This is a genomic window from Mycolicibacterium chlorophenolicum (assembly GCF_001044235.1).
In the GTDB taxonomy this organism is placed as follows: domain Bacteria; phylum Actinomycetota; class Actinomycetes; order Mycobacteriales; family Mycobacteriaceae; genus Mycobacterium; species Mycobacterium chlorophenolicum.
Genome location: NZ_JYNL01000030.1, coordinates 398,404 through 410,933 on the forward strand (window position 1 = coordinate 398,404; position 12,530 = coordinate 410,933).

General features: G+C 70.1%; 15 protein-coding genes and 1 pseudogene. 8 read left to right on the forward strand and 8 right to left on the reverse strand.

Annotation, left to right across the window (positions count from 1 at the left end; translation table 11 throughout):
- Window positions 1-35: 35 nt before the first annotated feature.
- Window positions 36-422: an STAS domain-containing protein gene (locus MCHLDSM_RS16645; protein WP_082162074.1), complete on the reverse strand. Its 387-nt coding sequence runs from the start codon at window positions 420-422 to the stop codon at window positions 36-38.
- A gap of 212 nt (window positions 423-634) precedes the next feature.
- Here MCHLDSM_RS16645 and MCHLDSM_RS16650 point away from each other — a divergent pair, with 212 nt between their 5' ends.
- Entirely contained in the window at window positions 635-1,399 is a 765-nt protein-coding gene (locus MCHLDSM_RS16650) for an HAD family hydrolase (protein WP_048471064.1), read from the forward strand.
- 53 nt (window positions 1,400-1,452) lie between these two features.
- The gene (locus MCHLDSM_RS16655; RefSeq protein WP_048471065.1) at window positions 1,453-2,586 is read left to right on the forward strand and encodes a nitronate monooxygenase; all 1,134 of its coding nucleotides are present in this window, start codon (window positions 1,453-1,455) and stop codon (window positions 2,584-2,586) included.
- Window positions 2,587-2,634: 48 nt separating this feature from the next.
- Here MCHLDSM_RS16655 and MCHLDSM_RS16660 read toward each other — a convergent pair whose 3' ends face one another.
- Genes MCHLDSM_RS16660 through MCHLDSM_RS16670 form a run of 3 tightly spaced genes read right to left on the reverse strand, consistent with a single transcriptional unit; the run spans window position 2,635 to window position 3,886 of the window.
- Entirely contained in the window at window positions 2,635-3,003 is a 369-nt protein-coding gene (locus MCHLDSM_RS16660; RefSeq protein WP_048471066.1) for a DUF1801 domain-containing protein, read from the reverse strand.
- A gap of 11 nt (window positions 3,004-3,014) precedes the next feature.
- Entirely contained in the window at window positions 3,015-3,431 is a 417-nt protein-coding gene (locus MCHLDSM_RS16665; RefSeq protein WP_048471183.1) for a VOC family protein, read from the reverse strand.
- 5 nt (window positions 3,432-3,436) lie between these two features.
- A complete protein-coding gene (locus MCHLDSM_RS16670) occupies window positions 3,437-3,886 on the reverse strand; it encodes a helix-turn-helix transcriptional regulator (RefSeq protein WP_048471067.1) in 450 nt (149 codons plus the stop codon).
- Between the two features lie 272 nt (window positions 3,887-4,158).
- Here MCHLDSM_RS16670 and MCHLDSM_RS40435 point away from each other — a divergent pair.
- Both MCHLDSM_RS40435 and MCHLDSM_RS16675 read left to right on the forward strand, forming a co-directional pair.
- Window positions 4,159-4,500 (forward strand): annotated as a pseudogene (locus tag MCHLDSM_RS40435) (LmrA/YxaF family transcription factor); the annotation flags it as partial.
- 63 nt (window positions 4,501-4,563) lie between these two features.
- On the forward strand, window positions 4,564-6,819 hold the full coding sequence (locus MCHLDSM_RS16675; protein WP_048471184.1) for a molybdopterin-dependent oxidoreductase: 2,256 nt from the start codon (window positions 4,564-4,566) through the stop codon (window positions 6,817-6,819).
- Here MCHLDSM_RS16675 and MCHLDSM_RS16680 read toward each other — a convergent pair.
- Entirely contained in the window at window positions 6,816-7,286 is a 471-nt protein-coding gene (locus tag MCHLDSM_RS16680; RefSeq protein WP_053083009.1) for a hypothetical protein, read from the reverse strand. The genes MCHLDSM_RS16675 and MCHLDSM_RS16680 overlap by 4 nt on opposite strands.
- A gap of 167 nt (window positions 7,287-7,453) precedes the next feature.
- On the opposite strand from MCHLDSM_RS16680, the gene MCHLDSM_RS16685 reads away from it, so the two are divergent.
- Window positions 7,454-8,710, forward strand: coding sequence for a cytochrome P450 (locus tag MCHLDSM_RS16685; RefSeq protein ID WP_048471068.1), 1,257 nt, complete (start codon window positions 7,454-7,456; stop codon window positions 8,708-8,710).
- Here the strand turns inward: MCHLDSM_RS16685 and MCHLDSM_RS16690 are convergent.
- Complete coding sequence (locus MCHLDSM_RS16690) at window positions 8,677-10,002, reverse strand: NAD(P)/FAD-dependent oxidoreductase (RefSeq protein ID WP_048471069.1); 1,326 nt, start codon at window positions 10,000-10,002, stop codon at window positions 8,677-8,679. The two genes, MCHLDSM_RS16685 and MCHLDSM_RS16690, sit on opposite strands and share 34 nt — an antisense overlap.
- A 54-nt stretch (window positions 10,003-10,056) precedes the next feature.
- Here MCHLDSM_RS16690 and MCHLDSM_RS16695 point away from each other — a divergent pair, with 54 nt between their 5' ends.
- Window positions 10,057-10,713: a TetR/AcrR family transcriptional regulator gene (locus tag MCHLDSM_RS16695; protein ID WP_048471070.1), complete on the forward strand. Its 657-nt coding sequence runs from the start codon at window positions 10,057-10,059 to the stop codon at window positions 10,711-10,713.
- Here the strand turns inward: MCHLDSM_RS16695 and MCHLDSM_RS16700 are convergent.
- Window positions 10,691-11,056, reverse strand: coding sequence for a hypothetical protein (locus MCHLDSM_RS16700; protein WP_407661920.1), 366 nt, complete (start codon window positions 11,054-11,056; stop codon window positions 10,691-10,693). The genes MCHLDSM_RS16695 and MCHLDSM_RS16700 overlap by 23 nt on opposite strands.
- Here MCHLDSM_RS16700 and MCHLDSM_RS16705 point away from each other — a divergent pair.
- Together MCHLDSM_RS16705 and MCHLDSM_RS16710 are read left to right on the forward strand one after the other, a co-directional pair.
- Window positions 11,055-11,828: a helix-turn-helix transcriptional regulator gene (locus MCHLDSM_RS16705; RefSeq protein ID WP_048471072.1), complete on the forward strand. Its 774-nt coding sequence runs from the start codon at window positions 11,055-11,057 to the stop codon at window positions 11,826-11,828. The genes MCHLDSM_RS16700 and MCHLDSM_RS16705 overlap by 2 nt on opposite strands.
- A gap of 72 nt (window positions 11,829-11,900) precedes the next feature.
- Entirely contained in the window at window positions 11,901-12,326 is a 426-nt protein-coding gene (locus tag MCHLDSM_RS16710) for a lipoprotein LpqH (protein WP_048471073.1), read from the forward strand.
- Here the strand turns inward: MCHLDSM_RS16710 and MCHLDSM_RS38480 are convergent.
- The gene (locus MCHLDSM_RS38480; protein WP_165762036.1) at window positions 12,323-12,475 is read right to left on the reverse strand and encodes a hypothetical protein; all 153 of its coding nucleotides are present in this window, start codon (window positions 12,473-12,475) and stop codon (window positions 12,323-12,325) included. The two genes, MCHLDSM_RS16710 and MCHLDSM_RS38480, sit on opposite strands and share 4 nt — an antisense overlap.
- Between the last annotated feature and the right edge of the window lie 55 nt (window positions 12,476-12,530).

The following is a 12,530-nucleotide window of genomic DNA, read 5'->3' on the forward strand; positions in this document are numbered from 1 at the left end:
GGCTACCCGAAGACGCACGTTTCTACGCGACTTTCCTACGTGTCGCGTGCCGCAAGGGCTTCGTCCAGGCTGGGATAGAGGCTGACGATCTCGGTGATCCCGACCAACTTGAGCGGTCGGCTGGTGGCCGGACCGTCGGCGACCACACTGAACGCCACGTCAGAGCCCGCTTTGTCGTGGGCGGCCACCAGCACGCCCATCCCGGCGGAGGCGAGGAACTCGACGTCGGTGAAATCGATCACGATGCCGGAGGGCTTCTGCTCGAGTGCCGCGTCGATCGCGGTCTCCAGCTGGGGCGAGGTGAGCATGTCGACGACGCCGGACACCGCCACGATGGCCACGCCGTCGACCCAGGTTTCGGCGACGACACAGTTCGACGCCCCCGAGGAGGCGGTTATGCCTTCGGCTGCTTGCTCGTCCAAGGTTCACCTTCCATGTCAGGCCGCTCCACGCATTGTGCAAGAGCACAGACTCATGCCTCTCGCGCAGGCTGCATCCTGAACCCGGCAAGACCAAACTACCGTGGCCGTCTGCGGCGACCGGCACAGATTAAACCAGGAGTGCCGCCGACGCCCGTAGCATGGCGAGTCGAGAGCCCCCGTGAACACAGCCGCAGCCCGGACATGAGGAGACCGTGACCGCAGCGCCCCCACACCTGGTGGACCTGCTCACCGCGATCGAGGCGAGCCCGCCCGGACCCGGCATCGGCGCGTTCTTCGATCTGGACGGCACGCTGGTCGACGGCTTCACCGCGACCGCCCACGCCGGGGACCGCATCCGGCGCCGGCAGGCCCGCATCGGCGAGGTGACCGGCGTCATCGAGGCGGCGATGCGGTACCGCTTCGGCCGGGTCAACTTCGCCAAGCTCCTCGAGCGCGCCGCCGGGTATCTGCGGGGCGAATCCCTGGCCGACCTCGACGACGTCGGCGAGCGGCTGTTCCGGGAGCGGGTGCGGTCGCGGCTGTTTCCCGCCATGCACGAGGTGGTGCTGGCACACCAGCGCCGCGGCCACACCGTCGTGATGTGTTCGTCGGCGCTGACGATCCACGCCGAGCCGGTGGCGCGCTTCCTCGAGATCGGCCACGTGCTGTGCAACCACTTCGAGGTCGACGAGGCAGGACGGGTCACCGGCCGGATCGTCCGACCGGTCATCTGGGGGGCGCGCAAGGCCGACGCGGTCCAGGCGTTCTGCGGGGGCCGCGCCATCGACCTGGCCGACAGCTACTTCTATGCCGACGGCAACGAGGACATCGCGCTGATGACGCTGGTCGGGTATCCGCGGCCGGTCAACCCGCGCCGCGAGCTGGCCGCCATGGCCGCGGTGCAGAACTGGCCCGTGCTGCGGGTGACGACTCCCGGCAAGGGCAGCCACGACGGACTCCGTGGTGTACTAAAGTAGAACACGTTCCAATTTTCGACTTTTCCGGCCCATGAGCCCACCAGGAGCGAACTATGCATACTCCCCTGTGCGACCAACTCGGCATCGAATTCCCCATCTTCGCGTTCACCCACTGCCGTGACGTGGTGGTCGCGGTGAGCAAGGCCGGCGGGTTCGGTGTGCTGGGCGCGGTCGGCTTCACCCCCGAACAGCTCGAGATCGAACTGAACTGGATCGACGAGCACATCGGCGACCACCCCTACGGCGTCGACATCGTGATCCCCAACAAGTACGAGGGCATGGACGCGGCCGACATGGACCCCGAGGTGCTGAAGAAGACCCTCAACGACCTGGTGCCCCAGGAGCACATCGAGTTCGCCAAGAAGATCCTCTCCGAGCACGGCGTGCCCGTCGAGCACAGCGACGACGACGCCCTGCAGCTGCTCGGCTGGACCGAGGCCACCGCCACCCCGCAGGTCGAGGTGGCGCTGCAGCATCCCAAGGTGACGATGATCGCCAACGCGCTGGGCACGCCGCCGGCCGACATGATCGCCCACATCCACGAGCAGGGCCGGGTGGTCGCGGCGCTGTGCGGGTCGCCGTACCAGGCGCGCAAGCACGCCGACGCGGGCGTGGACATCATCATCGCCCAGGGCGGCGAGGCCGGCGGGCACTGCGGTGACATCGGCTCGATCGTGCTGTGGCCCCAGGTGGTCAAGGAGGTCGCGCCGATCCCCGTGCTGGCGGCCGGCGGCATCGGCAGCGGTCAGCAGATCGCGGCCGCGCTCGCGCTGGGCGCCCAGGGCGCGTGGACCGGCTCGCAGTGGGTGATGGTCGAGGAATCCGAGCACACTGCGGTACAGCACGCCGCCTACGCGAAGGCCACCAGCCGCGACACCGTGCGGAGCCGGTCGTTCACGGGCAAGCCGGCCCGGATGCTCAAGAACGACTGGACCGAGGCGTGGGAGAACCCGGAGAACCCGAAGCCGCTCGGAATGCCGTTGCAGTACATGGTGTCCGGCATGGCGGTGGCCGCGACGCACAAGTACCCCAACGAGTCCGTCGACGTCGCCTTCAACCCCGTCGGCCAGGTCGTCGGCCAGTTCACCAAGGTGGAGAAGACGGCCACGGTGATCGAGCGCTGGGTGCAGGAGTACCTCGAGGCGACGGGCCGCCTCGTCGAACTCAACGAGGCCGCCACGGTCTAGCGATTTCGGCGTGTTCGGTCGCGGTGAGCGCGACCGAACACGCCGAAATCACCGGGTGTTGAGCGCGATCGCGGCTTCGATCAGCGCGGTGAACGCCTTCTCGTCGACGGTGTCGCCCTCGCGGAAGTCGATGGCGCGCCGGGTGTTTCCGTCGAGGCTCGCGTTGAACAGCCCCGCCGGGTCGTCGAGGGAGGCGCCCTTGGCGAAGGTGACCTTGACGTAGTCCTTGTAGGACTCGCCGGTGCAGATCATCCCGTCGCGGTACCAGACGGGTACCCCGCGCCACTTCCACTCCTCGACGACGTCCGGGTCGGCGCGGTGGATCAGCTCGCGGATGCGGGCCAGGGTGTCCCCGCGCCAGTCCCCGAGTTCGTGGATGCGCGCGTCGATCATCTCGGCGGGCGTGCGGTCGGCCATGGGGTGTCTCCTCAGCGTCGTTCCTGGATGCGGATCATCGTGCCCGCTGGGTCGCGGACCGCGCAGTCACGCACCCCGTAGGGCTGCTCGGTCGGTTCGGCGACCACCTCGGCCCGGTTCTGCAGCCGGGCGAACGTGGCGTCGAGGTCGGGGGTCGCCAGCACGATGATCGCGTAGGTGCCCTTGGCCATCATCTCCGCGATCATCGCGCGCTCCTCGTCGGTCACCCCGGGATCGGCGGCGGGCGGATGCAGCACGATCGAGGTGCCGGGCTGTCCGGGCGGCCCGACGGTGATCCAGCGCATCGTGCCGCGTCCGACGTCGAGACGGACCTCGAAACCGAGCGCGTCGCGGTAGAACGCGAGCGATTCCTCGGGATCGACGTGCGGCAGGAAGGTCTGGGCGATGGTGAGTTCGGTTGTCGTCACGAGCCTCACGCTAGGTGCAGGCCGGTCCCCGGTGCTTCTCGATTCCTGATCGGTCTGGTCACCTTCTTCTCCACGCAGGACGGCAGGCCCGCCACCGCATGAGCCGCACGGTCGCGGTAGACACTCGGCGGCATGCCCACCAGTTCGGTGAACCGGGTGCTGAAAGTCCCCAGCGACGAACAGCCCACGGCGAAGCAGACTTCGGTCACCGACAGATCACCCCGCCGCAGCAGGGCCATCGCCCGCTCGATCCGCCGCGTCATCAGGTACGAGTACGGCGACTCGCCGTAGGCCAGCTTGAACTGCCGGGACAGATGCCCCGCTGACATGTGCACCCCGCGGGCGAGCGCTTCGACGTCCAACGGCTGGGCGTAGTCCCGGTCGATCCGGTCGCGGACGCGGCGCAGCAGCGTCAGGTCGCGAAGGCGGTTCGCCGAGACGGGATCCGGAGACATCCCGGCGATCCTACGACGCCGCTCTTCCGTCCTCCCTCCCGATTATGTAGGGTTGCATACATAGCGACGAAGGGAGTCGACCCTCGATGTCCGGACCTCGGGAACGCATGGTGGTCTCCGCGGCGCTGTTGATCCGGGAACGCGGCGCCCACTCCACCGCGATCGCCGACGTGCTCGCCCACAGCGGCGCCCCGCGCGGGTCGGCCTACCACTACTTCCCCGGCGGCCGCACGCAGTTGCTCTGCGAAGCCGTCGACTACGCCGCCGAGTACATGACCACCAAGCTCGACGCGTCGCCCTCCTGCCTGGACGCGCTCGACGAACTGTTCCGCGGCTATCGGCAACAGTTGCAGCACAGCGATTTTCGCGCTGGATGCCCTGTGGTGGCGGTCGCCGTCGAGGCCGGTGATCCCGACAAGCCCGAGCAGTCGGCGCCGGTGCTCGCCCGGGCCGCCGCAGCGTTCGCGCGGTGGCGCGAGGCGATCGCGGCGCGGATGCGCGCCGACGGCATCGACCCCCAACGCGCCGAGGACCTCGCGGTGTTCACCCTCTCGGCGTTCGAGGGTGCCCTCGTCCTCGCGCGTGCGGCGCGCGACCTCGACCCCCTCGACCGGGTACACGCCCAGCTCCGGTCGTTGATCGGCGACCAGATCCCCCCGAAGGAAACGGACCTCACGATGACCGACACCGCCACCGACTGGCAACCCACCGCCTGCATCCTGTGCGAGTGCAACTGCGGCATCGTCGTGCAGGTCGAGGACCGCCGACTGGCCCGTATCCGCGGCGACAAGAACCATCCCGCATCGCAGGGCTACACGTGCAACAAGGCGCTGCGGCTGGATCACTACCAGAACGACCGCAACCGGTTGACCTCCCCGCTGCGCCGCAGGCCCGACGGAACCTACGAGGAGATCGACTGGGACACCGCGATCTCCGAGATCGCGGCGGGCTTCCGGGCCATCGCCGATACCCACGGCGGTGACAAGATCCTCTACTACGGCGGCGGCGGGCAGGGCAACCACCTCGGCGGCGCGTACAGCGGCGCGTTCCTCAAGGCGCTGGGCTCGCACCACCGGTCGAACGCGCTCGCCCAGGAGAAGACCGGCGAGCACTGGGTCGACGCGCACTTCTACGGCAACCACACCCGCGGCGAATTCGAGCACGCCGAGGTGTCGGTGTTCGTCGGCAAGAACCCGTGGATGTCGCAGAGCTTCCCCCGCGCCCGCGTCGTGCTCAACGAGATCGCCAAGGACCCGGCCCGGTCGATGATCGTCATCGACCCGGTGATCACCGACACCGCGGCGATGGCCGACTTCCACCTGCGGGTGCGGCCAGGCACGGATGCGTGGTGCCTGGCGGCGCTGGCCGCCGTCCTGGTGCAGGAAAACCTCTGCGACGAAGCCTTTCTCGCCGAGCACGTCACCGGCGCCGACGCGGTCCGCGAGGTGCTGGCCGAGGTGCCCGTCGTCGACTACGCGCAACGCTGCGGGGTCGCCGAGGGCCTGCTGCGCGCCGCGGCACGCCGCATCGGTGGCGCCGCCAGCGTCGCGGTGTTCGAAGACCTCGGCGTGCAGCAGTCCGTCAACAGCACGCTGTGCTCGTATCTGAACAAGATGCTGTGGATCCTGACCGGCAACTTCGCCAAACCCGGCAGCCAGCACCTGCATTCGTCGTTCGCGCCGCTGTTCCGGCCCGGGGGCGTGGGCCGCAGCCCGGTCACGGGCGCGCCGATCATCGGGGGCCTGATGCCGAGCAACGTGGTGCCCGAGGAGATCCTCACCGACCATCCGGACCGGTTCCGCGGGCTGATCGTGGAGAGCAGCAACCCGGCGCACTCGGTCGCCGACTCCGGAGCGGTGCGTGCGGCTTTCGAGAGCCTCGAGCTGCTGGTGGTGATCGACGTGGCGATGACCGAGACGGCGCGGCTCGCGCACTATGTGCTGCCCGCGGCCAGCCAGTTCGAGAAGGCCGAGGCGACGTTCTTCAACCTGGAGTTCCCGCACAACACTTTTCACCTGCGGCACCCGGTCATGGAGCCCCTTGCCGGCACGCTGCCCGAACCCGAGATCTGGGCCCGGCTGATGCGGGAACTCGACGTGGTCGACGAGGCCGAACTGGCTCCGCTGCGTCGCGCCGCCGAAGCCGGTCGCGACGAGTTCACCGCCGCGTTCCTCGCTGCCGTCGGCGCGAATCCCGGGCTGGGGAAGGTGCTTCCGTTCGTGCTGTACGAGACGCTGGGTCCGACGCTGCCCGACGGCCTGTCCGGGGCCGCCGCACTGTGGGGGCTCGCGCAGAAGACCGCGATGACCTACCCGGAGGCGGTGCGCCGCGCCGGTCACGCCGACGGCAACGCGCTGTTCGACGCGATCCTGGCCGGGCGCTCGGGCGTCACGTTCACCGTGCACGAGTACGAGGACGACTTCGCGCTGATCACGCATCCGGATCGCAGGATCGCGATCGAGATGCCGGAGATGCTGGCCGACATCCGCGCGCTGGCCGAGGCGCCCGCTGGGCTGACGACCCCGGAGTACCCCATCGTGCTGTCGGCCGGCGAGCGGCGCGCCTACACCGCCAACGACATCATCCGCGACCCGTCCTGGCGCAAGCGCGACGCCGACGGCGCGCTACGGGTCAGCGTGGAAGACGCCGAAGCGCTGGGCCTCACCGACGGCGGCCGCGCCCGCATCAGCACGGCCGCGGGCACTGCCGAGGCGACCGTGGAGATCAGCGACGCGATGCTGCCCGGGCACGCGTCGTTGCCGAACGGTTTCGGGGTCGACTTCGTCGGTGACGACGGGCGCGCCCGGGTGCCCGGGGTGGCGCCGAATGCGTTGACGTCCACCGGTTGGCGCGACGCGTACGCGGGCACGCCGCTGCACAAGCACGTGCCGGCCCGCATCGAGGCAGTGGAAGCGGTCGCGCTCGCGACCTAGGGGGTCACCGGGGCCGGATCGGCCGGAGCGGGGGCCGGCGGGGGTGCGACCGGCGACATCGCCGGCGTGGGGCCGGCCGACATCGGGCGCTGGGTCAGCAGCAGCAGCGCGTCCGATCCCGTCACCTCCTGGGTCTGCATCGCATGCCACAGATCCCGCAGGTACCCCAGCTTCGTCTGCGTCGTCGGGGTCTCGGTGGTGCCCGGCGGCAGGTTCTCCGGGCTGGACAGGTGCGGCACCTCTGCGGGAGGCGCAGCGTCGACCGGGGCGGCGGGGCCGGCGGCCAGCGACTGCACCGGCGCCGCGTCTGCGGGCGCGGGCCCGGGAGCCGGCGCGGGCAGTGGCACAGGTGCGGGCACGGGCTCCGGCGGTGCCGCGGGTTGGGCGGCCGCCAGCGGCGCACAGGCGATCAGCGCCGCGAACGCGGCAGCCCCCGCGGCGACCGCAGTCTTGTCCCATCCGATCATCGCCGGTTCCCCCTTCGGGTCAGTGGCCGCAGTGATAAGCCATTGTCACCCTGTGCTTCTTCGGACGGGCCGCATTCGTTACAGCGCCGGTTCGCCGAAGTCGGCGCACGGAGCCCCGCCGGTGGTGTAGGTATGCGATATAGCCCCCGTGACGGCAAGGAGCAAGCATGCCGACTCCGGATCTCCCGCCCGGTTTCGACTTCACCGACCCCGACCTCAACTGCGCGCGACTGCCGGTGGAGGAATTGGCGGCGCTGCGGCGCACCGCCCCGATCTGGTGGAACGAGCAGACCGGCGGCGGCGCCGGGCCGTTCGGCGACGGCGGCTACTGGGTGGTCACCAAACACCGCGACGTCAAGGAGATCTCCAAGCGCAGCGACGTGTTCTCCAGCCTGGAGAAGACGGCGCTCCCCCGCTACCCCGAGGGATCCACGTTCGAGCAGATCGAGACCGGCAAGTTCGTGTTGCTCAACATGGACGCGCCGCACCACACGCACCTGCGCAAGATCGTCTCGCGTGGTTTCACGCCCCGCGCCGTCGAACGGTTGCGGGCCGATCTGGACGCCCGTGCGCAGAACATCGCCAAGAGCGCGGCCGCCGAAGGCGCCGGCGACTTCGTCGAGCAGGTGTCCTGCGAATTGCCGCTGCAGGCCATCGCCGGTCTGCTGGGCATCCCCGACGAGGACCGCAAGAAGCTGTTCGACTGGTCCAACCAGATGGTCAGCGACGACGACCCCGAGTTCGCGCACTACGACAACCGCAACGCGGCAACCGAACTCATCGTGTACGCGATGCAGCTCGCCGCCGAGCGGGCCGAGCAGCCCGGTGAGGACATCGTCACCAAGCTGATCGAGGCCGACGTCGAAGGGCACAAGCTCTCCGACGACGAATTCGGGTTCTTCATGGTGCTGCTCGCCGTCGCGGGCAACGAGACGACCCGCAACTCGATCACCCACGGCATGATCGCGTTCACCGAGCATCCCGACCAGTGGGAGCTGTTCAAGCGGGAGCGCCCGGCCACCGCGGTCGACGAGATCGTCCGGTGGGCGACGCCGGTGACGTCGTTCCAGCGCACCGCGCTGTGCGACTACGAACTCTCCGGCGTGCAGATCAAGAAGGGCCAGCGGGTCGTGATGTCCTACCGGTCGGCGAACTTCGACGAAGAGGTGTTCGAGGACCCGCACGCGTTCAACATCCTGCGGGACCCGAACCCGCACGTCGGGTTCGGCGGCACCGGCGCGCACTACTGCATCGGTGCGAACCTGGCGCGGATGACGATCGAGTTGATGTTCAACGCCATCGCCGACCACATGCCCGACCTGCGTTCGGTCAGCACCCCGGAACGGCTGCGGTCCGGCTGGCTCAACGGGATCAAGCACTGGCAGGTCGACTACAGCGGCACGGGCTGCCCCGTCGCGCACTGAGCGCACAGTTCGCCGAGTTCGGCGCGCGTGGGCCCCGCGGCGATCGGCGGACGCCATCCCGACGCGTACACCGCGCGGGCGCGTTCCTGCAGGCGGTCCAGGCTCGACGGGAGCGCCTGCATCCTCTCGTAGGCCGCCACCTCGGCCCGTAACGACGCATCGGCCGCGGCGGCGGCGACGACGAGGTCCGACGGCAACCGTCGGCGCACGTCGATGTCGCCGCCCGCCCACCGCCGGAGCCGGTCGCCGTCGCAGTGCACATGGTCGAGGAACCACGGGCGGATGTGGTCGCGGCACCACCCGTCGAACTGAACGGCCACCGCGACAGGATCCTCGGGCCGGCGGTCCAGCATGCCGACTAGGGCCTGCGCCTGCCGGAACGCCAGCGTGACGCCGCGCCCGGCCAACGGCGTCGTGGTGCATGCGGAATCGCCGACCGCAAGGAGTCCAGGCACCATCGGTCGCCCGTCGTCGTCGACCTGCGGGCGGTAGGAGTTGTGCAGCCTGCCCCCGGGCAGTACCGGGGTGATCGGTTGGGCCCGATCGATCCACTCCGCCAGCAGCGGGATGGCGCGCACGGCGGCCTCGTATACCGGCGCGTGCCGCAGCTGACGTAGCCGCGGGTCGGTGCCGTCGTGGGTGATCGTGACCGAGAAGGTCCCGTTGTCGTGCACGAATGCGACCGCGAAGTAGCCGCTCAGGCTCAGCGACAGCCCGATCGGCCCGTTGACGGGGCCGCCCGCGGCGACGTCGTCGAGCCGGTACTGCCGGGTGACGTAGGCCGCTCCGCACTGAGCGTCCTCCCCGGTACGACCCAGACCGCGTGACATCCGACCGGCTCGCCCGGAGGCGTCGATCACCAGATCGGCCGGCATCCGTGCGCCGTCGACCAGCACCCCGACGGCGCGGTGCGCGTCGAGGACCACGCGGTCGACGTGTCCTGTCACCATCGTCAACCCGCGCTGGCGCGAGGCCATCACCCGCAGCGCGCGTTCGAAGAGTTCGCGGCGGCACCGCAGGGCGATCGCGGTGCCGTCGTCCGCGGTCGCGACCGTGGCGCCGGCCTCCACGAGAACCTCGACGGCGCCCGGAATCTCGGCCTGCAGCGCGTCGACCACCGGTCCGCGGAAGGTGTGCGCATGCGCGAACTGCATCACCCCTCTGCGCCGCCACGGCCGACCCTCCACCGGACCGGGATCACGGTCGACGACGGTCACGTCGTGACCGCGGCGGGCCAGCGCGATGGCGGTGAACAGACCTGTCGGCCCGGCTCCGACGACGGCGGTGGTCATCTCGTCTCATTTCATGTAACTTATGGTGTAATGAACTCCAGAAGAGTTACCTGAATGTCGGATTCTGTCAAGCGCGGCTACCGATCGCCGTTGCGCACCGCCCAGGCGCAGGCCACCCGGCGGCGGATCGTCGCGGCCGCGGCGGATCTGTTCGTGTCGTCGGGCTTCGAGGGGACGTCGGTGGACGCGATCGCCGACGCAGCGGGGGTGAGCCGGAAGACCGTGTTCACCGCGGTCGGCGGCAAGACCGAACTTCTTGCGCTGGCGATGGACTGGGCCGTCGCCGGGGACGACGCGCCTGTTCCGCTGGCGGCCCGACCGGACGTGAGGGCGCTGCTGGACCTGCCGCACCCGGGCGCGGTGCTGGACGCCTGGGCCGCGGTGCTCACCGAGATCGACGCCCGTGTCGACGGGTTGTTCGCCGTGCTCGAAGGTGCCGCGGCGTCGGACGAAGCGGCGCACGCGCTGTTCGATCGGATGAGCACCCAACGACGAACGGGCGCGGCAGCGGTCGTCGATGCGGTCGGCGCGCTGGGCGGGTTGCGGGACGGGCTGTCCCGGTCCGAGGCGATCGACCTGGCCGCGCTGTTCACCGAGCCGCTGCTGCACCGTCGCCTCGTCGGTGCCCGCGGCTGGTCCCGCCGCCGCTTCGAGAGATGGCTGGCCGGCACGCTGCGCGGGCAGCTACTCAGCCGGCCGGATAGTCGATGATGGAGCGCCAGTAGTCCTCGCCGATCTCGCCGCCGGAGCGCAGCACCATCGTCAGCCCGGTCGCCATCGCGACGCCGAGCAGGCCGAGCCACAGCCCGGTCAGGCCGATCACCACCCACAGCGCGGCGGTCAGCGTCGGCCACGGCGACACGACGGCGAGTACCGGCGCGAAGAAGAAGCCGGTGCCGACGTACCACGACGAGCCGGCGCGGTCACAGATCAGCACGACGCGCAACCATCTCGGGATCCCAGCCATGCCTCCACGCTGCCCGGCCGAGGTAGCCGCGGCAATTACCTGCGAGGTAGTGGCTCTCCGATCGGCGGCGGGTGAGACTGGGGGCATGACCGTGCAGGAGGTGCCGACGACGACCGTCGGGTCCATGGTGCGGCGCTGGCGGACCCGGCGCCGGCTCAGCCAGCTGGACCTCGCGTTGGAGGCCGGCGTCTCGGCACGCCACCTCAGCTTCGTCGAGACCGGCCGGGCCGCGCCGAGCCGGGCGATGGTGCTGCGGCTGGCCGGTGTCCTCGACGTCCCGCGCCGCGACCAGAACCGCATGCTCGTCGCCGCCGGGTTCGCCCCGGCCTACGCCGAGCGGCCCCTCGAGGCGCCCGACATGGCGGCCGTGCAGGCCGGCGTCGCGCGCGTGCTCGCCGCCTACGACCCCTACCCCTGCGTCGTGGTGAACCGGGCCTGGGACCTGGTGAGCGCCAACGCCGGTGCGGGCGTCCTGCTCGCCGGCGTCGCGCCGCACCTGCTCGAGCGTCCCAACGCGCTGCGCATCGCGCTGCACCCCGACGGCTTGGCGCCCCGCATCCGCAACCTCGGTCAGTGGCGGTCCCATCTGGTCGAACGGCTGCGGCGGGAGGCTGCCGCCGACGACTCGGGCGAACTCGCCGGACTGCTCGACGAGCTGGCCGGCTATCCCGGCGGGTATGCGCCCACCGATCTGGGTGGCGTCGCGGTCCCGCTGGAGCTGGTCACGCCGGACGGCGTCGAACTGCGGTTCCTGTCGATGGTGACCACGTTCGGCACCGCGCTCGACCTCACCGCCGCCGAACTGAGCATCGAGGCATTCCTGCCCGCCGACGACGCGACGGCGGCCGCGCTGGGCTGACAGCAACGGCGCGGGCGGCGAATCGCGGGGAATTCGCCGCCATCGGCGCGCGAACGCATAGAGTCGGGCGCCATGGAACTCCGACACCTCATGGCGGCCGTGGCGGGCGGCGTCGTCGTCCTCGGCGCGGCCGGATGCTCGTCCCCCGAGCCCGCGTTGGGCGGCACCACCGCCACCGTCACGATCGACGGCAACGACGCCGGAGGTGCGCTCCCCGTGACGTGCCGGCAGACCGGATTCACCTGGTACATCCAGACTCCCGAGAAGGAGAAGGGGTTCACGGCCGTGCTCGCCACGGACGGGCCGGCCAAGGCGAAGTCCGTCGAGTTCCGCGACCTGGGTGGGTTCTCCGGCAACTTCTGGGCCGGCAACTTCGGGGAGGCCGAGGTGACCGGAGGCCAGGGGAAGTACACGATCACCGGCACGGCGGACGGGAACTTCACCGCCAAGCCGAGCGATGCGGTGACAGCGAAGTTCCGCATCCAGGCGAACTGCTAGTCGAGACCTTCTTCGTAGCGCGCGATCGCGACCAGCCGATCGTGGGCCTCGATACTGACCAGTTCGCCGCTCATCGCCCGCAGCAGGGGTGAATCCCCGATCTGCGAGACGTCGGCCAGGGTGGCTTTCGGGTGTCCGTCGTGGTGCATCGCCGTGCCTCCGTTCGATACGGAAGGGCTACCCGGCGGGTGGCGGGCAAATCTG

Coding starts and splice junctions, on each gene's coding strand:
- MCHLDSM_RS16655 (WP_048471065.1), top strand. CDS start 1,453: ATGCATACTCCCCTGTGCGACCAACTCGGCATCGAATTCCCCATCTTC.
- MCHLDSM_RS16680 (WP_053083009.1), bottom strand. CDS start 7,286: ATGATCGGATGGGACAAGACTGCGGTCGCCGCGGGGGCTGCCGCGTTC.
- MCHLDSM_RS38480 (WP_165762036.1), bottom strand. CDS start 12,475: ATGCACCACGACGGACACCCGAAAGCCACCCTGGCCGACGTCTCGCAG.
- MCHLDSM_RS16670 (WP_048471067.1), bottom strand. CDS start 3,886: ATGTCTCCGGATCCCGTCTCGGCGAACCGCCTTCGCGACCTGACGCTG.
- MCHLDSM_RS16660 (WP_048471066.1), bottom strand. CDS start 3,003: ATGGCCGACCGCACGCCCGCCGAGATGATCGACGCGCGCATCCACGAA.
- MCHLDSM_RS16700 (WP_407661920.1), bottom strand. CDS start 11,056: ATGCCCCCAGTCTCACCCGCCGCCGATCGGAGAGCCACTACCTCGCAG.
- MCHLDSM_RS16685 (WP_048471068.1), top strand. CDS start 7,454: ATGCCGACTCCGGATCTCCCGCCCGGTTTCGACTTCACCGACCCCGAC.
- MCHLDSM_RS16675 (WP_048471184.1), top strand. CDS start 4,564: ATGACCGACACCGCCACCGACTGGCAACCCACCGCCTGCATCCTGTGC.
- MCHLDSM_RS16690 (WP_048471069.1), bottom strand. CDS start 10,002: ATGACCACCGCCGTCGTCGGAGCCGGGCCGACAGGTCTGTTCACCGCC.
- MCHLDSM_RS16705 (WP_048471072.1), top strand. CDS start 11,055: ATGACCGTGCAGGAGGTGCCGACGACGACCGTCGGGTCCATGGTGCGG.
- MCHLDSM_RS16695 (WP_048471070.1), top strand. CDS start 10,057: ATGTCGGATTCTGTCAAGCGCGGCTACCGATCGCCGTTGCGCACCGCC.
- MCHLDSM_RS16710 (WP_048471073.1), top strand. CDS start 11,901: ATGGAACTCCGACACCTCATGGCGGCCGTGGCGGGCGGCGTCGTCGTC.